The sequence below is a fragment of the Ferruginibacter sp. genome (assembly GCF_014377975.1).
Classification (GTDB): domain Bacteria; phylum Bacteroidota; class Bacteroidia; order Chitinophagales; family Chitinophagaceae; genus Ferruginibacter.
The window spans coordinates 1-20,262 of the sequence record NZ_JACMOO010000275.1 but is presented as its reverse complement, the minus strand read 5'-3'; the positions used below and the strand labels follow the sequence as shown (position 1 = coordinate 20,262).

Annotated in this window: 11 protein-coding genes; 8 read left to right on the top strand and 3 right to left on the bottom strand. The window is 38.3% G+C overall.

Annotated features, from left to right (window positions below; all coding sequences use genetic code 11):
- Nucleotides 1–26 precede the first annotated feature (26 nt).
- From H7254_RS14385 to H7254_RS14350, 8 genes are all read left to right on the top strand, one after another.
- A complete protein-coding gene (locus H7254_RS14385) occupies nt 27–1,085 on the top strand; it encodes an exo-alpha-sialidase (protein WP_301933620.1) in 1,059 nt (352 codons plus the stop codon).
- 494 nt (nt 1,086–1,579) lie between these two features.
- Nucleotides 1,580–3,199 (top strand): beta-N-acetylhexosaminidase, encoded by a 1,620-nt coding sequence (locus tag H7254_RS14380; RefSeq protein ID WP_301933619.1) that lies wholly within the window; start codon nt 1,580–1,582, stop codon nt 3,197–3,199.
- A 328-nt stretch (nt 3,200–3,527) separates the two neighbouring features.
- Nucleotides 3,528–6,614 carry a SusC/RagA family TonB-linked outer membrane protein gene (locus tag H7254_RS14375; protein ID WP_301921004.1) on the top strand — a complete coding sequence of 1,029 codons (3,087 nt, stop codon included), beginning with the start codon at nt 3,528–3,530 and terminating at the stop codon, nt 6,612–6,614.
- A 5-nt stretch (nt 6,615–6,619) separates the two neighbouring features.
- Entirely contained in the window at nt 6,620–8,230 is a 1,611-nt protein-coding gene (locus tag H7254_RS14370; RefSeq protein ID WP_301933618.1) for a SusD/RagB family nutrient-binding outer membrane lipoprotein, read from the top strand.
- Nucleotides 8,231–8,561: 331 nt separating this feature from the next.
- Nucleotides 8,562–11,846: a VCBS repeat-containing protein gene (locus H7254_RS14365; RefSeq protein WP_301933617.1), complete on the top strand. Its 3,285-nt coding sequence runs from the start codon at nt 8,562–8,564 to the stop codon at nt 11,844–11,846.
- A gap of 139 nt (nt 11,847–11,985) precedes the next feature.
- A complete protein-coding gene (locus tag H7254_RS14360; RefSeq protein WP_301933616.1) occupies nt 11,986–13,317 on the top strand; it encodes a vanadium-dependent haloperoxidase in 1,332 nt (443 codons plus the stop codon).
- A 1,041-nt stretch (nt 13,318–14,358) separates the two neighbouring features.
- Nucleotides 14,359–16,671: a gliding motility-associated C-terminal domain-containing protein gene (locus H7254_RS14355; RefSeq protein ID WP_301933615.1), complete on the top strand. Its 2,313-nt coding sequence runs from the start codon at nt 14,359–14,361 to the stop codon at nt 16,669–16,671.
- Between the two features lie 755 nt (nt 16,672–17,426).
- Nucleotides 17,427–18,311, top strand: a complete 885-nt coding sequence (locus tag H7254_RS14350; RefSeq protein ID WP_301933614.1) for a DUF6515 family protein — start codon at nt 17,427–17,429, stop codon at nt 18,309–18,311.
- A gap of 200 nt (nt 18,312–18,511) precedes the next feature.
- Here H7254_RS14350 and H7254_RS14345 read toward each other — a convergent pair whose 3' ends face one another.
- The 3 genes from H7254_RS14345 to H7254_RS14335 all read right to left on the bottom strand — a co-directional run.
- On the bottom strand, nt 18,512–18,907 hold the full coding sequence (locus H7254_RS14345; RefSeq protein ID WP_301933613.1) for a hypothetical protein: 396 nt from the start codon (nt 18,905–18,907) through the stop codon (nt 18,512–18,514).
- A gap of 441 nt (nt 18,908–19,348) precedes the next feature.
- Nucleotides 19,349–19,564, bottom strand: coding sequence for a VF530 family protein (locus H7254_RS14340; RefSeq protein ID WP_301933612.1), 216 nt, complete (start codon nt 19,562–19,564; stop codon nt 19,349–19,351).
- A gap of 12 nt (nt 19,565–19,576) precedes the next feature.
- On the bottom strand, nt 19,577–20,262 hold a 686-nt coding region (locus H7254_RS14335; RefSeq protein WP_367875448.1), incomplete at its 5' end, for a DUF1345 domain-containing protein.

Below are 20,262 nucleotides of genomic sequence, written 5' to 3'. Positions count from 1 at the left end.
CCAGTCTTTCAACTTTTAAATTTTACATGATGAGATATATTTTTACAGTCATTTTTTTTATTACTATTTTTTTAACTGCTGCTGCCCAGCCATCCTGGAAAAAAGTAAGTGAAGAGTTGGTGATTTCCAACGCACCTTTTAAAGAATGCCATGCATCCAGTATCGTGGAAATTTTACCGGGTAAGTTGATGGTAACTTTTTTTGGAGGTACCGGGGAAGGCGAAAAAGACGTGACTATCTGGCAAGCCACCCAACAAAATAATCAATGGAATTTTCCGGTTAACATTGCCGATGGAATTGTAAATGATGCGCTGAGATATCCTTGCTGGAATCCGGTTTTATTTAAAACCAGCGGGGAAAAATTTTTTTTGTTTTACAAAGTTGGTCCAACGCCGGCTCAATGGTGGGGTATGTTTAAAACATCCATGGACAATGGAAAAACATGGGGTATGCCACAAAAACTTCCTGACGGAATTTTGGGTCCGATAAAAAATAAACCGGTTCAGTTGTGGGATGGTTCTGTACTTTCTTCTTCCAGTAAAGAAGAAAATAATGTGTGGAAAGTGTACATGGAGAAATCCACAGATACGGGTAACACCTGGCAATTAATTCCTGTTGATACCGGCAGTAAATTTAAAGTGATTCAGCCTGCTGTTTTAGCGTATCCAGATAAACGGATACAAATTCTTTGCAGAAGTGATCAGGACAAAATAGTACAGGCCTGGTCAGAAGATGAGGGTAAAACCTGGAGTAAACTTTCAACCACGCAATTGCCAAATCCTAACTCCGGAATTGATGCAGTTACTTTAAAAAACGGATGGCAACTGCTGGTATACAATCCAACAGTAAAAGGCAAAGATTGGGCAAATGGCCGTCAAAAACTGAATGTGGCAGTATCAAAAGATGGCACAGTATGGAAAGACGTAGTAGTGCTTGAAAACGGCACCAGCGAAGAGTTTAGCTATCCTGCAGTTATTGAAACAAGTGATGGAAAAGTACACATTACCTATACCTATAACCGGAAAAATATTAAGCATGTTGTGTTGGAAGAAAAGAAGAAGGATGAGAAACTACTTAGAAATTAATAATTAATAATTAGTAATTAATAATTTCTAAGTTAACAGCTCAAAAGTAAAATATCTTAAAAAAAAATACCGCAGATAAATAGAGTCGAATTTTCCTCACGATTACAAAGAACTGGTTTCGTTTTTTGGGCAGGCCCAGGTGTGGATGGAATACCATCGCAAAAAAAATGCGACTCTTATTTTGAAAAATAAAAAAGTAAGATGTGCCAAAATATAAAAGAGTATACAAAAAAAATAAGACTGTAATTAAAGCTATGCATGTTAATATTCTGTCAGCAACCGTTAAAATAGAAGCGTGAATTTTTAATATGATTTATCAACTTTACCAATGTTTATAAATTGTTATTTTTTATAGTCGGTAGCAGATTGTTTCAAAAAATGGTTAAGCAATAATTATAAGTAAAAATAATTTAGCAAAGAATTTACAAGAGCTGTACATGTATATTTTCTTATTTAATAAAACCTTCTATTTTTAATTTTATTTAATATTTAGTATGAAGTCTTTCCTGTTTCTTACTCTGTTGGCAGCAGCTGGTTTGCAAAGTTTTTGTCAGCAGTTAAATATTATTCCACAGCCGGTAAGTGTAAAACTTAATAGCGGAACTTTTACTATAACGAATAAAACCGTTTTTGTAGTAAATGATGCTGAAGCCGGAAAATCGGCTGATTTTTTCAATGCGTATCTTGAAAATATATACGGGTTTAAGCTGGCTAAAGGCAGTGCGCAACCAGGAAATTATATAAAACTTGTCACAAAAAAAAATATTGAAAAGCCATCATCTGATGCATATAATTTAGTGGTTGCACCTATGGGTGTAACCATATCAGGTGATACTTATTCAGGTATCTTTTACGGGATTCAAACTTTGATACAACTATTGCCCGTTACAAAAAATGTGTCTCTTAAAATTCCTGCTGTTAGCATTGCAGATTCGCCCAGGTTTATTTACAGGGGCATGATGCTGGATGTTGGCCGTCATTTTTTTCCCGTGTCTGTTGTAAAAAAATACATTGATTATATAGCGCTGCATAAAATGAATTATTTCCACTGGCATTTAACAGATGACCAGGGCTGGAGAATTAAAATAAAAAAATATCCACTGTTAACCGAAGTAGGAAGCACCCGCAACGGCACCATCATCGGGCATTTTCCCGGAACAGGAAACGACCACATAAAACACAGCGGTTTTTATACCCAGGAAGAAATAAGAGAGGTAGTAAAATATGCAGCAGACAGGTTTATAACGGTAGTGCCGGAAATTGAAATGCCCGGTCATGCCGAAGCAGCGCTTACCTCATACCCCTGGCTTGGTTGCCCTGGCACCGGCCCCTATAAAGTGGAAGAAACCTGGGGAGTATTTAACAATGTTTTTTGCGCCGGTAAAGATTCTACCTTTCAATTTTTACAGAATGTACTGGATGAAGTATTACAATTGTTTCCGGGGCCGTATATACATGTTGGTGGCGATGAATGCCCTAAAAATAACTGGAAACTATGCCCGCTTTGCCAGGCACGCATAAAAGCGGAAGAGTTAAAAGATGAGCATGGATTGCAGAGTTATTTTATACAGAGAATGGAAAAATACATTAACAGCAAAGGACGTAAAATGATTGGTTGGGATGAAATACTGGAAGGTGGCCTTGCACCCAATGCAACGGTAATGAGCTGGCGGGGCGAACAAGGCGGCATAGATGCAGCAAAACAAAATCACGATGTAATTATGACCCCGGGCGGATGGGTTTATTTTGATCATGCCCAGGTACAAAAAGACGATTCGCTCACCATTGGTGGCTATCTGCCTGTAGAAAAAGTATATGGTTATGAGCCCATTCCAAAAGAATTAAATACAGAGCAGGCAAAACATGTGCTGGGCGGCCAAGCCAATCTCTGGACAGAATATATATCCGACCCCTCTAAAATCGAGTACATGATTTTTCCACGGATGAGTGCATTAAGCGAAGTGTTGTGGAGCCCCAAAAAACAACGAAGCTGGATATTATTTGAGCCCCGTTTAAAGCAACAATTTAAACGATACGATTTGTGGAAAAGCAGTTACAGCAAAGCGACGTTAACCAATACTTTAACCCGGAAAAAAATAAAAGGAAAAAAGTAATAAAATGATTTTATTTTTTTGTGGGCATTGATTAAAGATTGAGCGGTTGGTTGCAATACTTCATCACAAGGTGGCTGGGCGGTAAACCCGGAGCAGACGATTACCACAGGCAGGCAAGGGCAAATCCTGGCTGAATTTGGAGCCATTGAAGCATTTGTAGAATGGAATTTTAGTTAGCAAATGATTAAAAAAAAATGTTTCGATGCAGCGTAACAATTAAAATAAAGATCAATTATAAATAATGTAAATAGAGAAACAACCGACACAAAACTTTAGTATAAATCCCATTAGTTTCAGGGAAATTTTTTAACCAAAACAATAATTGCAAATGAAAAAATCACGCATTTTGATTGCCTTCCTACTGCTAAGCTCAGTAGCAATGGCACAAACCCGGCCACTAACCGGTACCGTTACAGATTCCAAATCCGGCAATGGGTTAGCATCTGCTACAATTAGTGTAAAAGGAAAAAATATTAAAACGGTAGCCAATCCGGATGGTACTTTTTCCTTGTTCATTCCCACAGGAAATGTTTCACTTGAAGTAACTTCTGTTGGTTATGCTACAAAAATTATTTTGCCGGGCACAAAAAACAGCGTGTCTGTTGCATTAGATCAGGCTTCAGCTGAAATGTCTGAAGTTATAGTGACAGCACTTGGTATCAGCAAAGAATCTAAAAAATTGGGTTATGCAGTGAGCGTTGTAGGCAGCGAACAATTTACAAAAGCGCGTGAAAACAACGTCGCACTTTCCCTGGAAGGACAAGTTGCGGGTTTAAATGTACACGGGGCTAATGGCGGTCCGGGCGGTTCTGCCCGTATTTTACTTCGTGGTATTTCAAGTTTAACAGGTGGTGGATCTCCCTTATTTGTAATCAATGGTGTGCCAATAGATAATTCCCAGCGTGGAAGTGCAGGTGAATGGGGTGGTGCTGATGCCGGCGATGGTATTGGTAACATTAACCCTGATGACATTGAAAACATGACTGTTTTAAAAGGTCTTGCTGCATCTGCATTATATGGTCCAAGGGCTGCCAATGGGGTAATAATAATAACTACCAAAATGGGAAAAAAAGGTACTGCAACCGTTGAGTACAATACCAACATTTCTCAGGAAAAAGCAATTAACTATACCGACTATCAATATATATACGGACAAGGCACCGGTGGTGCTAAACCTGCTACACAAAATGCGGCATTAAATACGGCAAGATTTGCATGGGGTGGTAAAATGGATGGTTCTAGCTTTACACAATTAGATGGTAATAGCTACGCTTATTCTCCCTATAAAAACAATATTGCCGATTTTTACAGGGTAGCTCCCTCTTATACTAATACAGTATCTGTATATGGTGGCGGCGATAAAGGTACTTACCGTTTATCGCTTTCTAATTTAAAAAGCGAAGCGATCATCAGAAATAGTGATCTGGGTAGAAAAACTGTAAACTTCAGTATGGATCAAAAAGTTACGGATAGACTTACCATATCCTTTATGGCCAATTATCTTGATCAGTTGAATCATAATCCTTCTTACTTAAGTGATGGACCGGGTAACCCAAACAATGGTTTATTCCTCGCTCCCAATATTCGCGAAAGTATTTTATCTCCGGGTTATGATGCTAACGGGAGAGAAATTGTATTTAGTGATGATAACTATGTTACCAATCCTTATTTCGCTGTAAATAAATGGTTGAATAATGTTGGACGTAAAAGACTAATCTCTGCAGTTTCTGCAAAATACGACATCAACAGCTGGATCTATTTACAAGGTAAATTAGGATATGATAATGAAAATGACAGAAGCCTGGGAGTTACACCTACCGGTACTGATTATTCTTACCAGGGCGACAAGTCGGGTAACATCGGTATTTCTACTTCTAATACCTCAGAGCTTAACCTGGATATATTATTAGGTCTGAAGCATAAATTAACAAACGATATTCAATTAGATGCAGTCATTGGTGGAAACTCACGTACAAATAAATACGAAGGCTTAAATATTAATGGTGGACCATTTGTAATTCCTAACCTGTACACACCAGGTAACGTGTTAAACTATGGCAGAGGATATGGTACGTCAGAAAGAGCTGCTCATGCAGGCTTTTACACTTTGGACTTTACTTATAAAAATTACTTAACTATTGGTACAACCGGAAGGTATGATGCTTTCTCTTCTTTGTACAATTCGAGCATTCCAGTAAATAAACGCAATATTTTTACTCCATCGGTTACAGGGAGTTTCTTATTCTCTGAATTATTGAAATCGCCTTCATTGAATTATGGAAAACTACGGGTGTCTTATGCACAAACAAGTGGTGAGCCTTCAAGCCCTTACCAAACGGCTACTTATTATAGCGTTGGTGGTGCTATCAATGGTATTTCAACCGGGGGGTATAGTGGTTCATTACCAAACTTGTTTTTGAAGCCTTTTACTATCACGGAATTTGAAATTGGTACTGAATTAAAATTCCTTAAAAATCGTTTAGGATTTGATATTGCTTATTTTAACCGCAAATCAACCAACGAAATCATGAATGCAAACATTAGCTGGGCTACCGGTTTTGCAGGTACTGTAATTGCAAATGGTTCTATGCAAAATAAAGGACTTGAAGCAATGATTACCGGAACACCCATAAAATCAAAAGACTTTACCTGGAATGTTAGTTTCAACATTACTTCAATAAGTACTAAAGTATTAAAGACTGATGCAGCCGGAAACGCACTAGGTCAGGGATCTTACAGACCACTGAATGCTAATACGGCCTATCTTGTTGGTTATGCCGGTCCTCAAATTATGGCCAACGATTATGTATACGGTGCAGGGGGAAAGATTGTAGTAGACGAAAGTGGTTTACCAATAGCAGGAAGCCGCATAGCAATGGGATCTGTAATGCCTACATTATATGGTGGTTTAAAAAATGAATTTAATTACAGAAACTTTAATCTGTCCTTCCTGATTGATTATAACTATGGTAATAAAGTTTTATCTGCAACAAAAAACTACGCGTTGGTAAGAGGTCTTGATAAAGCTACATTGGTTGGCAGGGAATCAGGTATTTTGGTTGATGGTGTTACTGCAGACGGTGGTGCAAATAAAGTTAACGCAACTGCTGAATCTTACTATAAAAGGTTAGCCAATATTTCAAGAGGAAATGTATTGAACGGTGATTATATTAAACTGCGTCAGTTTACACTAGGATATACCATCTCTGAAAAATCATTGGCAAATTTGCCATTGTTCAGTTCAATCCAGATTTCTTTGGTTGGCCGTAACTTATTAACGTTGCTAAAACACACTGATAACATCGATCCGGAAGCAGGTTTCTCTACTAACATTAATTATGCAGGTATTGAAGGTACCAGTTTGCCTACAACAAGATCTTATGGTATCAATGTTAACTTTAAATTCAAAAAATAATTATCATGAAAAAAAATATTATAAATATTGTTCTTTTTACCGCCCTGTTTGTAACGGGATGTACCAAAAACTTCGATTCCATTAATACGGATCCAACGCAGGCTTCGGCGGCAAATTTTGATCCGAATTTATTATTGCCATCAGGTCAGTTGGGATATATCGGTTCTATTACAGGCTATAACGGACCGATACTTTTTCAGAGTATGTGGACACAAACTTTTGCTTCGGCCACTGAACCTGGATATTACAGTGGTGGCGATAAATATGTACAGGGAGGTAGTTTTTACAACTATCAGGGACGTACCTGGGATGGCGCTTACCAGGCAGGCGGATACTTTCGTGAAGTTCAAAACTTAACCAAAGATAAAGCTGCATTAAGTAACCTTAGTGCAGTTGCAGCAATTTGCGAAGTGATGAGTTTGCAGGCTGTTACTGATGTTTATGGCGATTGTCCTTTTTCTGAGGCTTTAGGAGCCAAAACGGGGATTACTCACCCAATGTATGATAAGCAACAGGATATTTACACCGGTATGTTGAAAAGACTTGATAGTGCCATTGCACTTTTAGACGCTTCTAAAACAGCCCCTACTAACGATGTTTTCTCTTATCATGGAAATGTTGCCCAGTGGAAAAAATTTGGCAACTCGCTGATGTTGCGCATGGCAATGCGTTTAACAAAAGTTGATGCAGCCAAAGCAAGACAATATGCTGAAAAAGCATTTACCGGGGGTGTATTTGCAAGTAATGATGACAATGCTTATATCGTTTTTGATAATTCGCATGGCTTCAGCAACAATAATTCCGGACCCCTACAAACAGCCGAAGATTTTTCGGAAGTTAAATGGGGTAAAGTGTTGATTGATTATTTAAAATCTACCAGCGATCCAAGACTTGGATTAATTGCCGAAGTACCTCAGCCTGGTTTAGCATTGGCTGCCGATCAATCACTTGCCGGTGATGCCACACCAGCCAATCAAATGGGCATGCCCAATGGCTACAATCAAAATGCCGATGTTCGTGATATTTCTCATGCCCCTGGATTTCCCGGAGCAAGCGGCACAGGTGGAGACGCTAACAAAACGGGTAAATATTCTCGTCCAAAAGCAGCAATTTATTTATCGCGTAATAACCCTTCTTTCATTTTAACCTATGCACAAACAGAATTTTTGCTTGCAGAAGCTGCAGTAAGAGGCTGGAGTGTTGGTGCAAACTCAGCCACACATTACAGCAATGGACTTTCTGCTGCTTTACAAACCTATGTTACCATCAACCCAGCTGCTGCAATTACTGCAGCTGCTGCTAATACGTATGCTGCCAGTAATCCGCTTGATGTGTCAACACCTGCCGCATCATTACAACAAATTAATACGCAGTATTGGGTGTTAACCGGAACTATCTTCGATTTCGACGAAGCATGGACTAACTGGAGAAGATCAGGTTATCCTATGTTAACACCGGTTTTTTATCCGGGTAATTTTACCACTGGTACAATACCAAGAAGGCAGGCATACCCAACAGGGGAAGCGGCTACAAATCCTTCAAATCTTGCAAAGGCAGTTTCGGCTTTAACAGGCGGAGATACTTACGCATCAAGGGTTTGGTGGGATGCTAACTAATATCAAACTCAAAGTTCAAGCTCTTTAACTGCTAACTTTTTGTTAAATGCTATTTAAAATTTAAACCACAACACTATCTTTTTTAAGATAGTGTTGTGGTTTATTTTGTATGTATAATTTAGTAAGATTAACAGGATTGTTTACCGGGCGAATTAATTTGAATGATTTTTTAACAATGAAAACCTTCATTTGAAAGGGATAGTCATCTATGCAGGTAACTGCCATATTTTAAAAGCAATCCCATAAAACGCAACCGATTTTTAACTACGTTTACATGCGTTGGCGCTTAAATAAGTTAATGACGTAAAGCCTTTTTGTAATAACTTTAAATATGAAATTTTTAATCATCCTATCAATACTTTTTCAATTTTTATTAAGGCCTGTTTATGCACAGCCTCCCCTTTTTCATTTGCTTTCTCCCAATCAAACCTCTATTCGTTTTAGCAATGACATCAGCGAAACAGAAAACCTTAATGTGCTGGCATACGAATATTTTTATAATGGAGCAGGCGTAGCAGTCGGTGATATCAACAACGATGGTTTACCGGATATTTTTTTTACCGGTAATATGAAGCCCAATAAATTATACCTCAACCTCGGCAACATGAAATTTAAAGACATTACCAAAGAAGCCTGCGGTGAAATGGAAGGCAGAAGCGGCGGGTGGAAAACAGGTGTAACAATGGCGGATGTTAACGGAGATGGCTTACTGGATATTTATGTATGCTACTCCGGTAAGGTAAGCGACGATATGCGACGTAATCAGCTCTTTATAAACAAGGGTAATTTAAAATTTGCTGAACAGGCCAAAAGCTATGGTCTGGATGATAAAAGCTACAGCACGCAGGCTGCCTTTTTTGATTACGACAATGATGGCGACCTCGATATGTTTCTGCTGAACCACAGCATAAAAAAAATTGACAATATGGAATTTGCCAAATTCAGAGATGACATTGATGATCTGGCAGGAAATAAATTATATAGAAATGATGGTAATCATTTTACCGATGTAACAGCAAGTGCAGGGATAAGACAAAACCCCATGACATTTGGTTTAGGTATTGCCATCGCCGATATAAATCAAGATGGCTTTCAGGATATTTATGTTAGCAACGATTACAATGAACCCGATTATTTATACATCAATAACCATGACGGTACGTTTACAAACCAGTCTAAGCAAAGGTTACGGCATTTATCACAATTTTCCATGGGCGTAGATATTGCTGATTTCAACAACGATGGTTTTGCTGATATTATAACACTTGATATGTTGCCGGAAGACAACAGGCGGCAAAAGTTATTGCAGTTGCAGGAAAATTATGAATCGTTTGAACTGATGCAGAGTCAGGATTTATACAAGCAGTATATGCGCAATATGCTGCACCTGAATAATGGCGATGGTACATTTAGTGAAATTGGCCGTCTTTCGGGTATATCCGCAACAGACTGGAGCTGGACTCCATTATTTGCTGACTTTGATAACGATGGTTACAAAGATTTATTTATTACCAATGGTTACCTGAGAGATTATACCAATAAAGATTTTTTACGCTACTGGGGAGACTATAAAGTTAAAAAGGCTATAGACAGGGAACCTGCTTTGATGATGGATCTTGTAAAAGCAATGCCATCAACAACGTTGCCCAATTATATTTTTAAAAATAATCACGATCTTACCTTCTCCAACAAACAAATTGATTGGGGCTTACAAAAGCCCTGTATATCAAGCGGCGCTGTTTATGTAGACCTCGATAACGACGGCGATCTTGACCTTGTGATCAATAACATTAATGAACCAGCATCCATCTATCAGAATCAAAGCAGGGAAAAAGATTCTACCAATTACCTGGCTGTAAAATTAACTGGCAAAGGCGGCAATACAAATGCCATCGGTGCAAAAGTTTATTTGTTTAACAATGGCAACATGCAATACCAGGAAGTGAATCCAAACAGGGGTTATTTATCCTGCGTTTCAACCGTACTTAATTTTGGATTGGGTATTCAAAAAAATATTGATTCACTCAAAATTATATGGCCGGATAATACCATACAGCTATTGATAAATATAACTGCCAATCAAAAATTAAACATACTGCAAAAAGTAGACGTAATGCCCATAAAAAATGAAGCCGTAAAAAATAAAACAGCAGTTTTTTCGAAAGTATCTGGCATATTGGATTATAAAAATGAAGCGGGCAATAAAAACGATTTTAAGCGGCAGTTACTAATGTTATTTATGTATTCTCAAACCGGTCCTGTTATTGCCAAAGGAGATGTTAATAAGGATGGGCTGGAAGATATGTTTATCAGCGGCGATAATATTAATCCGGGTAAAATATACCTGCAAAAAGCGGGTGGTAAATTTATTCAGGCAGGGGGTATTTCAATTGGGAATGAAAATGAATCTACAATTTCAGCAGCCGTTTTTTTTGATGCCAACGGTGATGGTTTTCCGGATCTTTATGTTGCTAAAGGCGGTTACGGATTGTGGGAACCCAACACGCCGGCGCTTCAGGACGAACTATACCTGAATGATGGCAAAGGAAATTTTAATGTATTGGAAAATGCCTTGCCGGATCTAAGTGGAAGCAGTAAATCCTGTATTAGACCCTGTGATGTGGATGGTGATGGAGATATAGATTTATTTATTGGTGGAAGAATTGTTCCCGGCAAATATCCGCTAGCACCTGAAAGTTATTTATTGATCAACAATGGTAAAGGGCATTTTACAAAAGTAACAACACCTTTTTCAAATATCGGCATGGTAACCGATGCGCAATGGGTGGATATAAATAAGGATGGAAAAAAAGACCTTGTTATTTGTGGTGAAATGATGCCCATAAAAATATTCATCAACACAACTGCTGGTTTTGTGGACAAAACCAATGACTATTTTACGGAACCCAACAATGGATTTTGGTTTACCTTAAACATCGATGATGTAGATGGCGATGGCAATGAAGACATTATTGCAGGTAACCTGGGATTAAATTCGCCCATCAAGGCATCTGAAAAAGAACCTGCGGAAATGTATTATGCTGATTTTGATGGCAATGGTTCCATTGACCCGTTTTTTAATTTTTATGTGCAGGGAAAAACTTATCCCTTTGTAAGCAGGGATGAATTGAATGAACAGATATATCCAATGCGCAGAAAATTTTCTTCTTATAAAAATTATGCAGATGCACAGATGAAAGAAATTTTTACGCCGGAAGAATTGGCCAAAGCGGGCTTGCTTTCTGTGAACGAAACGCGGAGCATTTGCTTTTTAAACCGCGGTGGAAAATTTATAAAAAAAGTATTACCGATACAGGCACAGTTTTCAGTTGTATCAAAAATTCTGACAAAAGATTTTAACCATGACGGAAAAATGGATTTACTATTACTGGGTAACCATGCTGACAATCGTTTAAAGATTGGCAGCATTGATGCCAATTATGGCTGTTTATTAACTGGCGATGGCAAAGGCAATTTTGAATATGTTCCTCAACCGTTATCAGGCCTGTCCGTTACCGGCGATGTGAAATCAGCAGAAGAAATGATCATTGACGGCAAGAAATATATTGCCATCGGAATACCAGGAAGTGACTTGATTTTCTATAAGCAAAATTGATTTAATATAATTTAAAAATTTACAAATTCGATTACATCAATATAAAAATTGTATGCAGAAAGTATCCGCCAACATAGCGTAATTTGTGCAACCGGTAAAAACTGCCCTAATAAAAAGTGTAACCAACTTAATAATAGTAATGAAGAATATTTTTTTGATAGCATATGTTTTTTATAGTACCCTAAACGGGCAATCAAAAAAAGTACTACCTGCTTATTTTGAGTTGCAGCCGGCGGTATTTTCTCTATCAATGGTAATGATGCATGATGTGGTAAGCCCGCCCGCAGCCAGCCGGTTTTATTGCTATGCTATGTTGGGCGCTTACGAAATAGTTTGCCAGAATAATCCAACAATTCGTTCGCTTAACAATTTTATAAAAGATTATACACCCGTAAAAATCGCAACGGATAAAAATAACTACGATCATCGTATTGCAGCGGTATATTGTATTTTTGAAACAGGTAAAAGAATGCTTCCATCCGGTTTTATGTTGCAGCAGCAGGAAGATGACTACATTAAAACTTTGCAAAAAAATAAAATACCGGAAACCATTATTCAGCAATCCGTTGCAGTTGCAAACCTGGTGGCAGAAAGTATTGTGGCCTATGCAAAATCAGATGGTTATGAAAAGTTGAGTGCCAGGCTGCGCTACACCCCATTAAAAGGAGAAGGGTACTGGTATCCCACGCCACCGGGTTATATAGAAGCTGTAGAACCTAACTGGAAAACTATGAGGACTATGCTGATAGATAGCTGTAACCAGTTCGTATGTGCACCACCGGTACTATTCAGCATAGATAACAGCAGCTCTTTTTTTAGACTGGCAAAAGAAGTATACGATATTTCAAAGAAAGCAACGACCGAACAATTACAAGAGGCCTCTTTCTGGGATTGTAATCCTTTTATTATAAATACTTCCGGCCATATGGCTATCGGCTTTAAAAAAATAAGCCCTGGTGGACATTGGATGAATATTACAGGCATTGCGGCAAAAAAAGCACGGCTTGGTTTTGATAGTGTGGTGGTATTGCATTCAATGGTAGCGTTAACCCTTGTAGATGCATTTATAAGTTGCTGGGATGAAAAATACCGCAGTAACCGCATAAGGCCCGAAACCTATATTAATAAATATATGGATCTTCACTGGCAGCCTCTTTTGCAAACACCTCCTTTCCCAGAATATACCAGCGGCCATAGTGTAATATCAACCGCTTCGGCAGAAGTACTCAGTTATTTTTTAGGTAATAATTTTTCTTATACAGACAATTCAGAAGAATTGTTTGAAATACCACCCCGGACATTTCATTCCTTTAGAGCAGCGGCTGCCGAAGCTGCGGTATCAAGATTGTATGGGGGCATACATTTCAGAGATGCCATAGAAAACGGCCAAAAACAAGGAACTGCGATTGGAAGGTGGATAGTGCAGAAAATAAGTATGAAAAAGTTTGTAGTGGCTGGTAGTAATAACTAATTGTAATACAATACAAGGATGATATATGTAGTTCTTTGCAGCAATATCTCCTCCAGGGGTAGGCGCAGCCAACAGTACCTTATTGGTAATAAATAATCTGCCGATAGACATCTTTACCATAAAATTTTATTTACTAAATCAATCAGCAGCTGGATAGCGGGTGTTACTTTTTTTGACATAAACTCTGTAAACCTGCTGTGGTCATTATCTAATCATTTTATTTTTTTGTCTTTGATCAGTATTGGCTGTTACCCGGCTAGTACCTAACCAGACTGTAAAAACGCTGTGGTTAAGTTTGATAATTTTTTAGTACCAATTTGTGGTACTATAGATTTTTTTTTGGTAAAGGGTTGATACTTTATTTTTAAGATGTTGCAGATGTTCTGTAGTGTATTTTTTGGCTTGGAGCATTTTCTGATGATTTTATTGGATGTATTTATACCGGCTATGGTGATTACTTTTGGCTATTGCCGCTGCGTAATATTTCTGTATAATTAATATTAATACACGGATCTATCAATAGATACCAAATGGTTTTGACCAATCAACTGGCAACTATCCCTAAATGTAAATGTGTCATGGGGCGATATCGTTTTTATTATAAAAGGGTCGTAGGTCAAGATCAGTTTTCAGGGTTCTAACAGTGTTTTCTATTTCTCTGATGGTAATGTAAATATTCCAAATTGTTACTTTGTTTTTTATATTAAAATTGGTTCTTAAAAAATTGAGACCCAGGTTATTTATTTTGTTATCCTTGTACAACCACTCCAATAATATTACTACCGCCGGAAAATAGAAGATCGGAAAGAAACAACAGAAAAGAAGCGCTGATAGGCGAAGCTTTGCAATTTAGTTTTAATGGGTACTACAAACAGTTAAAAATAAGTACTGCCGGAATAGCTGTGAAAGGAAGGCAATAAAAAAATTGAAGTATATTTGAATTGTAACTACCCCAAAACGCATGCAGCCTTTTAAACACATTAAATATTATGAACCACTGCGGCTCATCTTTTTATGCCCTGTAAAAACAATTCATTATAAATGCGCTGCATAAATAAATTTACAGTTTTATGGTTGGCTACTTTATTTATATCCGTTAAGGCTGATGCCCAGAATTATATATTTGCGCAATTGAAAGGAATACCGGTGAATACTATTGGGTGGAACCTGCAGGGTGCTGCTGCAGTTGCTAATGTAACTTCAGCAAACAACAGCGAAATAATGGTATGCCCGGTAACCGGGGCAAGTGGTGCGGTATTTTATAACCAGCCCATCAACCTTTCTTTGTGTAATAAATGGAAGGCCGAATTTGATTTTAGAATGCACGACGGTACGGGTGCGGATGGTCTCGCTTTTTGCTTTCTGGATGTTCCGCCCAATGGTTTTGTTTCTGGTGGCGGCTTAGGTATTCCATCCAATGCCAATGGGTTAAAAATTTGTTTTGATACCTGGAACAACTGTATCCCTTTTAATCGGTCCACAGAGCATTTTAACATGCCAAAAATCGAAATCAGGTGGGGAGCAGGCTACGATGAATGCGCCAGTCAGCCGACAAGAGACAATGCCGATGGAGCCATTTCTTTTATTGTTTCAGACCAGTACAGCCACGCCAAAATAACTTACAATAATGGCAATATCAGTGTGTATGTTAATGACAGTCTTTATTTAACCGGCTACCAGCAATTTAATTATCCGGGTTATCTGGGTTTTACCGCAAGTACCGGAGGGTCCAACGACAATCACTCTATAAAAAATGTAGTGATTTACACAGAAATGCCTCCCTCAGTTGCCGGTCCGGGCGCAGGCGTAAGCGCTTGTCCGAACACTTTAGCGCAGTTAGGCAACGCTTCAGATACAAGTTATACCTATACCTGGAGTCCGGCTATTGGGTTAAGTGCCACCAATATTTCAAACCCTTTAGTACAGCTTGACAACCCCTCAAACCTTACTAAAAGTCGTTTATATTATGTAAAAACAGCTTACAATAACAACCCGGGCTGCGCTTCTACAGACAGTGTATTGGTAAGCATATACCCGCGACCAGTGGTTAATTTTTTATTGCCGGATATTTGTTTGAATGATGCCGTGGCGCAGTTCCAGGACAGTTCCTATACCCAAGAACCCTCCACCCGGCCATTTTCTTATCATTGGAATTTTGGGGATATCAATGCAACCATTGCAAATCCAGACACTTCCACAGCCATGAACCCAAGGCATAGTTACAGTGCCGCAGCCAGCTACAATATGTGGCTGCAGGTAAAAAACAGCAAGGGCTGTGCAGATAGTTTATTGAAAGTATTTACCGTAAATGGCGCCATTCCGAAAGCAGGTTTTACAGTCAATGATCCCCAGTCATTTTGCAGCAACAAAGCTTTATACATCACCGATCAGTCGGGTGTTAACTTCGGGAAGATAGTGAAGGTACAGATATCCTGGGGTGATACCACCGGCGTTACCCAAATTGACAACGATCCTTTGCCTGGCAAAACCTATCAGCACTTTTACCCGATAGCGCAAACTACCCACGTTGTGAACTATACAATCCTGTACAAAGTGTTTTCTGGTATTAGCTGCATCAGTGAAGTAAGCAGGGTAGTAACCATCAAACAAAGTCCGCAGGTTGTTTTTCCTCCCATTACTTCCTTTTGCCAGGATTCTACGACGTTTAAATTAAACCAGGTGAGTGAAACCACCGGTTTACCGGGTGTGTTTGGTTTTTATGGAAACGGCGTAAGTGTGGATGGAGTGGTGTATCCACCCGCCGTAGGTGAAGGAACGCATTCAATCATGAGCAAATTTTCAGCCGTCAATGGGTGTGAAGATTCCGCTTTCCGGGATATCACTATCTGGCCGGTACCGGTGGTGAATGCAGGGCCCGATCTGTTTGTATTAAAAGGTGGCACTGTGTTGATTGATGCAAATGCAACCGCCTCCGAGGTAACGTACAAATGGGTGCCATCTCTTTATTTAAACAGCAACGCCGTAATGCAGCCACTTTGCACACCGGTAAACGATATCACCTATACCATCTCCGTAAGTGGTATTGGTGGCTGCAGTGCCATGGATACGATACATATAACGATACTGCCCAGGCCCTATGTTCCCAATGCGTTTAGTCCTAATAATGATGGAGTGAACGATACCTGGCAGATAAAATATCTGGATACCTATCAAGACTGTGAAGTGGATATCTTCAACCGTTTTGGTCAGCATATTTTTCATTCGCTGGGCTATAAAAAGCCATGGGATGGCACTTTTAATGGAATGCCTCAGTCGCCAGGCGTGTATGCTTATATCATCAGAACAAAAAAATTAAACAAACAGTTTAGTGGCACGGTAATGATAGTGCGGTAGCGTTTGCCCCAACGAAACCAAACAAAATCAGCCGCTAAATTTCAGTAGAGTCTTTAATTTTAGTGTACATTCAAAATTTGTTGAAAGCATCAATTTATGTTACAAAACTTTATATTAAAAAAATACGCCGGGCGAATACCTCAGAATGTTCCTGTGTCTCACCATAAAAATAATCAGCCAAATATTTTCATTTGTAATTGCAATTAATCTTTTGCATGAAATTGTAAAAATTGGTTTGTTAACATAAAAAGTGTGCAGCTGGTTTTATATGGAATACGAATTTTTTTTTCTGTTTTGTGCATCGGAATAAATTTAATGATCATAATTATTTACAAGTCCACGCATCACAGAAGTGGCCCAGGATCAGGCGCTGATTATGGAAAGCCTCCTTGTAGTTATTACAGCAGATGCGCCGTCGAAGATATTGGTATTACATAAATAGTTAAGAAACCGGAGTCTGTCGGTATGAAGTGCATCATGGATGGGGAATTTAGAAGGGATTATTTTCACCTGAATTTCTTAAAAGAATTCTCTGATTATCGGCGGTATTATTCACGCCAGAACGGATCTTTTGGGCTGGTGTATTTTTATTATATTGCGCATATCCCGGCAAAGTCTTTGCAGGTTAAATTCCAAATAATTAAACTGCAAATTTTCGAATATATTTCACAAATAAAGCAAATGTTAAAGCTGTACCATAGTTCTAAACCAATTTAACTTTTGCTTACTTTTAATATCTATTTTAAAAAAAGTGTATGAACAATATAAAAGATTTGTGCCGTTTACTTTTGGTAACAGGCGCAGTCATTTTTTTCTCGTTAAATGTAACCGCTCAACGAGGTCGTTCCAACGATCGTGGCGGAACCCGCTTTGATAACAGGGGCGGTGGCCGTTTCTATGATCAGGCTTACCATAATAATTATTCCCGTAATTATTACCAGGGCGGCAATTACTTCCGTGGAGGATATTATAATAATCGTCCTGCTTACGGGTATGGCAATTCCTATAATTATTATCCATCTTACCAGTACAGGCCAATTTACAGGTCGTATGGCTATTCGCATTTTGGCCCAGCATTTGGCTTCAGGTTAAGCATTTTACCATTCGGCTATAGCCCGTTTTTTATTGGAAATAATCCTTACTATTACAATGAAGGTATTTATTATCGTCCCTACAGCAATGGAGGATACGAAGTAACTGCTCCGCCATTGGGGGCAACGGTTAAGCATTTACCTTCAGACGCAAAAGCCAATGTCATCAACGGACAAAAATATTATGAACTGGGTGGCACTTATTACCAGCAAGAAATTACTGCAAAAAATAAATTGCAGTACGTGGTTGTAGGAACAGATGGGGTAATTAACACAACTGAACCCGGTCAAAACCAAGCTGAGCCACAAGACCAGAATAATCGGATTGATAATACACCACCCTTGGGCAATGCGCCTGATCCATCTGTACAACCATCCGGATTAACACAGTTACCTGCCAACAGCAAAATTGTTACCATCAACCGGCAAAAATTTTATCTGGCACCCTCCGGCGTTTATTACCAGGAAATAACGGATGCAAGTAACAACGTGAGTTACGAAGCAGTTGGGAGCGAAGGAAGTATACCTGATAAAAATATCATTCCTTAGATTGATAAAAACTCTTTAAAAGCAGGCTTTTAAGCCTGTTTTTTTCGTTATCCAAATTGCTAGAAATAATTTGAAGCGTACATAAGATATTTTTGTTACAAGGCCTTATAACTATCACAAAAAAACTTTGTGTAGTCAATCATCTCTTTAAAATTACTTATCATTTACGGCCAATAACTGGCTTGATAAGTGCATTCAAATTATAAACTTGCTACTAATTCCTTTTCAACTTCAACTTTGGTAGCAGGATTTATTTTATAGGTAATTACTTTTTTGGAACTTACATTTTTAATGGAAATTTGTAAAACATCTTCTTCAGATCCATTATTTACAAATTGAAATTTACGCACCAGTTTCTTGCCTTTAATTTTTTCGGTATAAATTATATTGTTACTTTCTGTAACAGTAATTTCATATTCTTCTATCTTTTCGTTGGTAAAAGACAATTGAAAAACAGGAATACTGTTGACGTTTCCTACGAATTTTACAGATACAGGAGAAGTTTCTGTTGCATGTGCAACAGTGGTAAATGCAATACTGAATAAAGCTACCAGTACAGTTGTAAAAATGTGTAAAGTGTTGTTTGAATTTTTCATTACGAGTGTTTTTTTAGTTGAATAAATAATTAAATGATATTTAATTTTCATTAACAGTGGCAATCGTGGAAAATAGTACGTACTTGTTTTGATCGTACGGCAGGCAAATATTGGGTGATAGTAGAACGGCTTTTGTTTGGCCTGATGATTTATATTGTTGATATAAAGATATACCCGCTTTTGGGATGATGCAAGACAACTTAATGTTGTTTTCATGCTGGTAAATATATTGTCTAAATTATGAAACCCTTTGCTGCAATAGGTTTCATAAGTGTTGTACCATGATGCCCAAGGTATTTTTGTACAGAAAAAGGCAGATGAAAAGCTTTGGTAACCTGTTTGCTCTTTAGTAGAAATGAATTGATACGGGTAACCTGTCTGGTGGCAGATAAATTATTATTTGTGCAATAAAATTTGCCAGGCTAATTATTTACCTTTTCCTTATATCTTATCCATCATTTTTATATAAAGCTCTTCGGTCTTTTTTCTTGCCCAGGGTGTTTTGCGTAAAAAGGTAAGGCTTGATTTTATGGATGGGTTAACGTTAAAACAATTGATGTTGATACACTGGCCTAATTTTTCCCAGCCAAAATGTGCCACCAGGCTGGTTATGATTGCTTCCAAGGTTTTGCCATGTAGCGGGTCGTTTGATATCATAATATAAAGTTGTTATCCTTTAAGGCCTGCAATTAAATTGATGGTTAATGCCACTACAAAAGTATTGAGTATAAAAGAAAGTAAACCATGTACCAATGCCACCCTGCGGATGATACGGGAACTGATTTCTACATCCGACACCTGAAATGTCATACCCACCACAAAAGAAAAATAGGCAAAGTCCAGGTAATCCGGGTGTTGCTCCCGTGGAAATTCCAGCCCTCCTTTTTTTTCTTTAATCCTGTCATCCACATTGTAATATAAATGCGCATAGTGAAAAGAAAATGTAGTGTGTACCAATATCCAGGAAAGCAATATGCCGGCAATAATTACCGGAAGATATACTGCCGTTGAAGTGGCCGTATTTTCTTTTGAAACAATGAGCAATAAAACAGTCAGCATACTGGCGAAGGAAGAAATTACCACCACTATAAAAACAAATATCCTGCTGCCATCATGTTTTTGTGCAAGTTGAGTAATATGGCTTACCGGACTGGTAAAAAAAACGATCCAGCTAAGAACAACATAGAACAGTGCAAAAACATCCCACAGCATCATACTGATCATCATTAAATTTAAAGGGCTTTTACAGATAAATAAAAAAACAATTCCTGATAAAAACAAACTGACCGCAACGCGGTGCAGCGGTCCCATTGAAAGAAAAATATTCGTTTGGTTATTTGTTGGCATAACAATAT

Bases quoted from the DNA above. Each gene is read 5' to 3' on its own strand.
- H7254_RS14385 (WP_301933620.1), top strand. From the start codon at position 27: ATGATGAGATATATTTTTACAGTCATTTTTTTTATTACTATTTTTTTA.
- H7254_RS14380 (WP_301933619.1), top strand. From the start codon at position 1,580: ATGAAGTCTTTCCTGTTTCTTACTCTGTTGGCAGCAGCTGGTTTGCAA.
- H7254_RS14375 (WP_301921004.1), top strand. From the start codon at position 3,528: ATGAAAAAATCACGCATTTTGATTGCCTTCCTACTGCTAAGCTCAGTA.
- H7254_RS14370 (WP_301933618.1), top strand. From the start codon at position 6,620: ATGAAAAAAAATATTATAAATATTGTTCTTTTTACCGCCCTGTTTGTA.
- H7254_RS14365 (WP_301933617.1), top strand. From the start codon at position 8,562: ATGAAATTTTTAATCATCCTATCAATACTTTTTCAATTTTTATTAAGG.
- H7254_RS14360 (WP_301933616.1), top strand. From the start codon at position 11,986: ATGAAGAATATTTTTTTGATAGCATATGTTTTTTATAGTACCCTAAAC.
- H7254_RS14355 (WP_301933615.1), top strand. From the start codon at position 14,359: ATGCGCTGCATAAATAAATTTACAGTTTTATGGTTGGCTACTTTATTT.
- H7254_RS14350 (WP_301933614.1), top strand. From the start codon at position 17,427: ATGAACAATATAAAAGATTTGTGCCGTTTACTTTTGGTAACAGGCGCA.
- H7254_RS14345 (WP_301933613.1), bottom strand. From the start codon at position 18,907: ATGAAAAATTCAAACAACACTTTACACATTTTTACAACTGTACTGGTA.
- H7254_RS14340 (WP_301933612.1), bottom strand. From the start codon at position 19,564: ATGATATCAAACGACCCGCTACATGGCAAAACCTTGGAAGCAATCATA.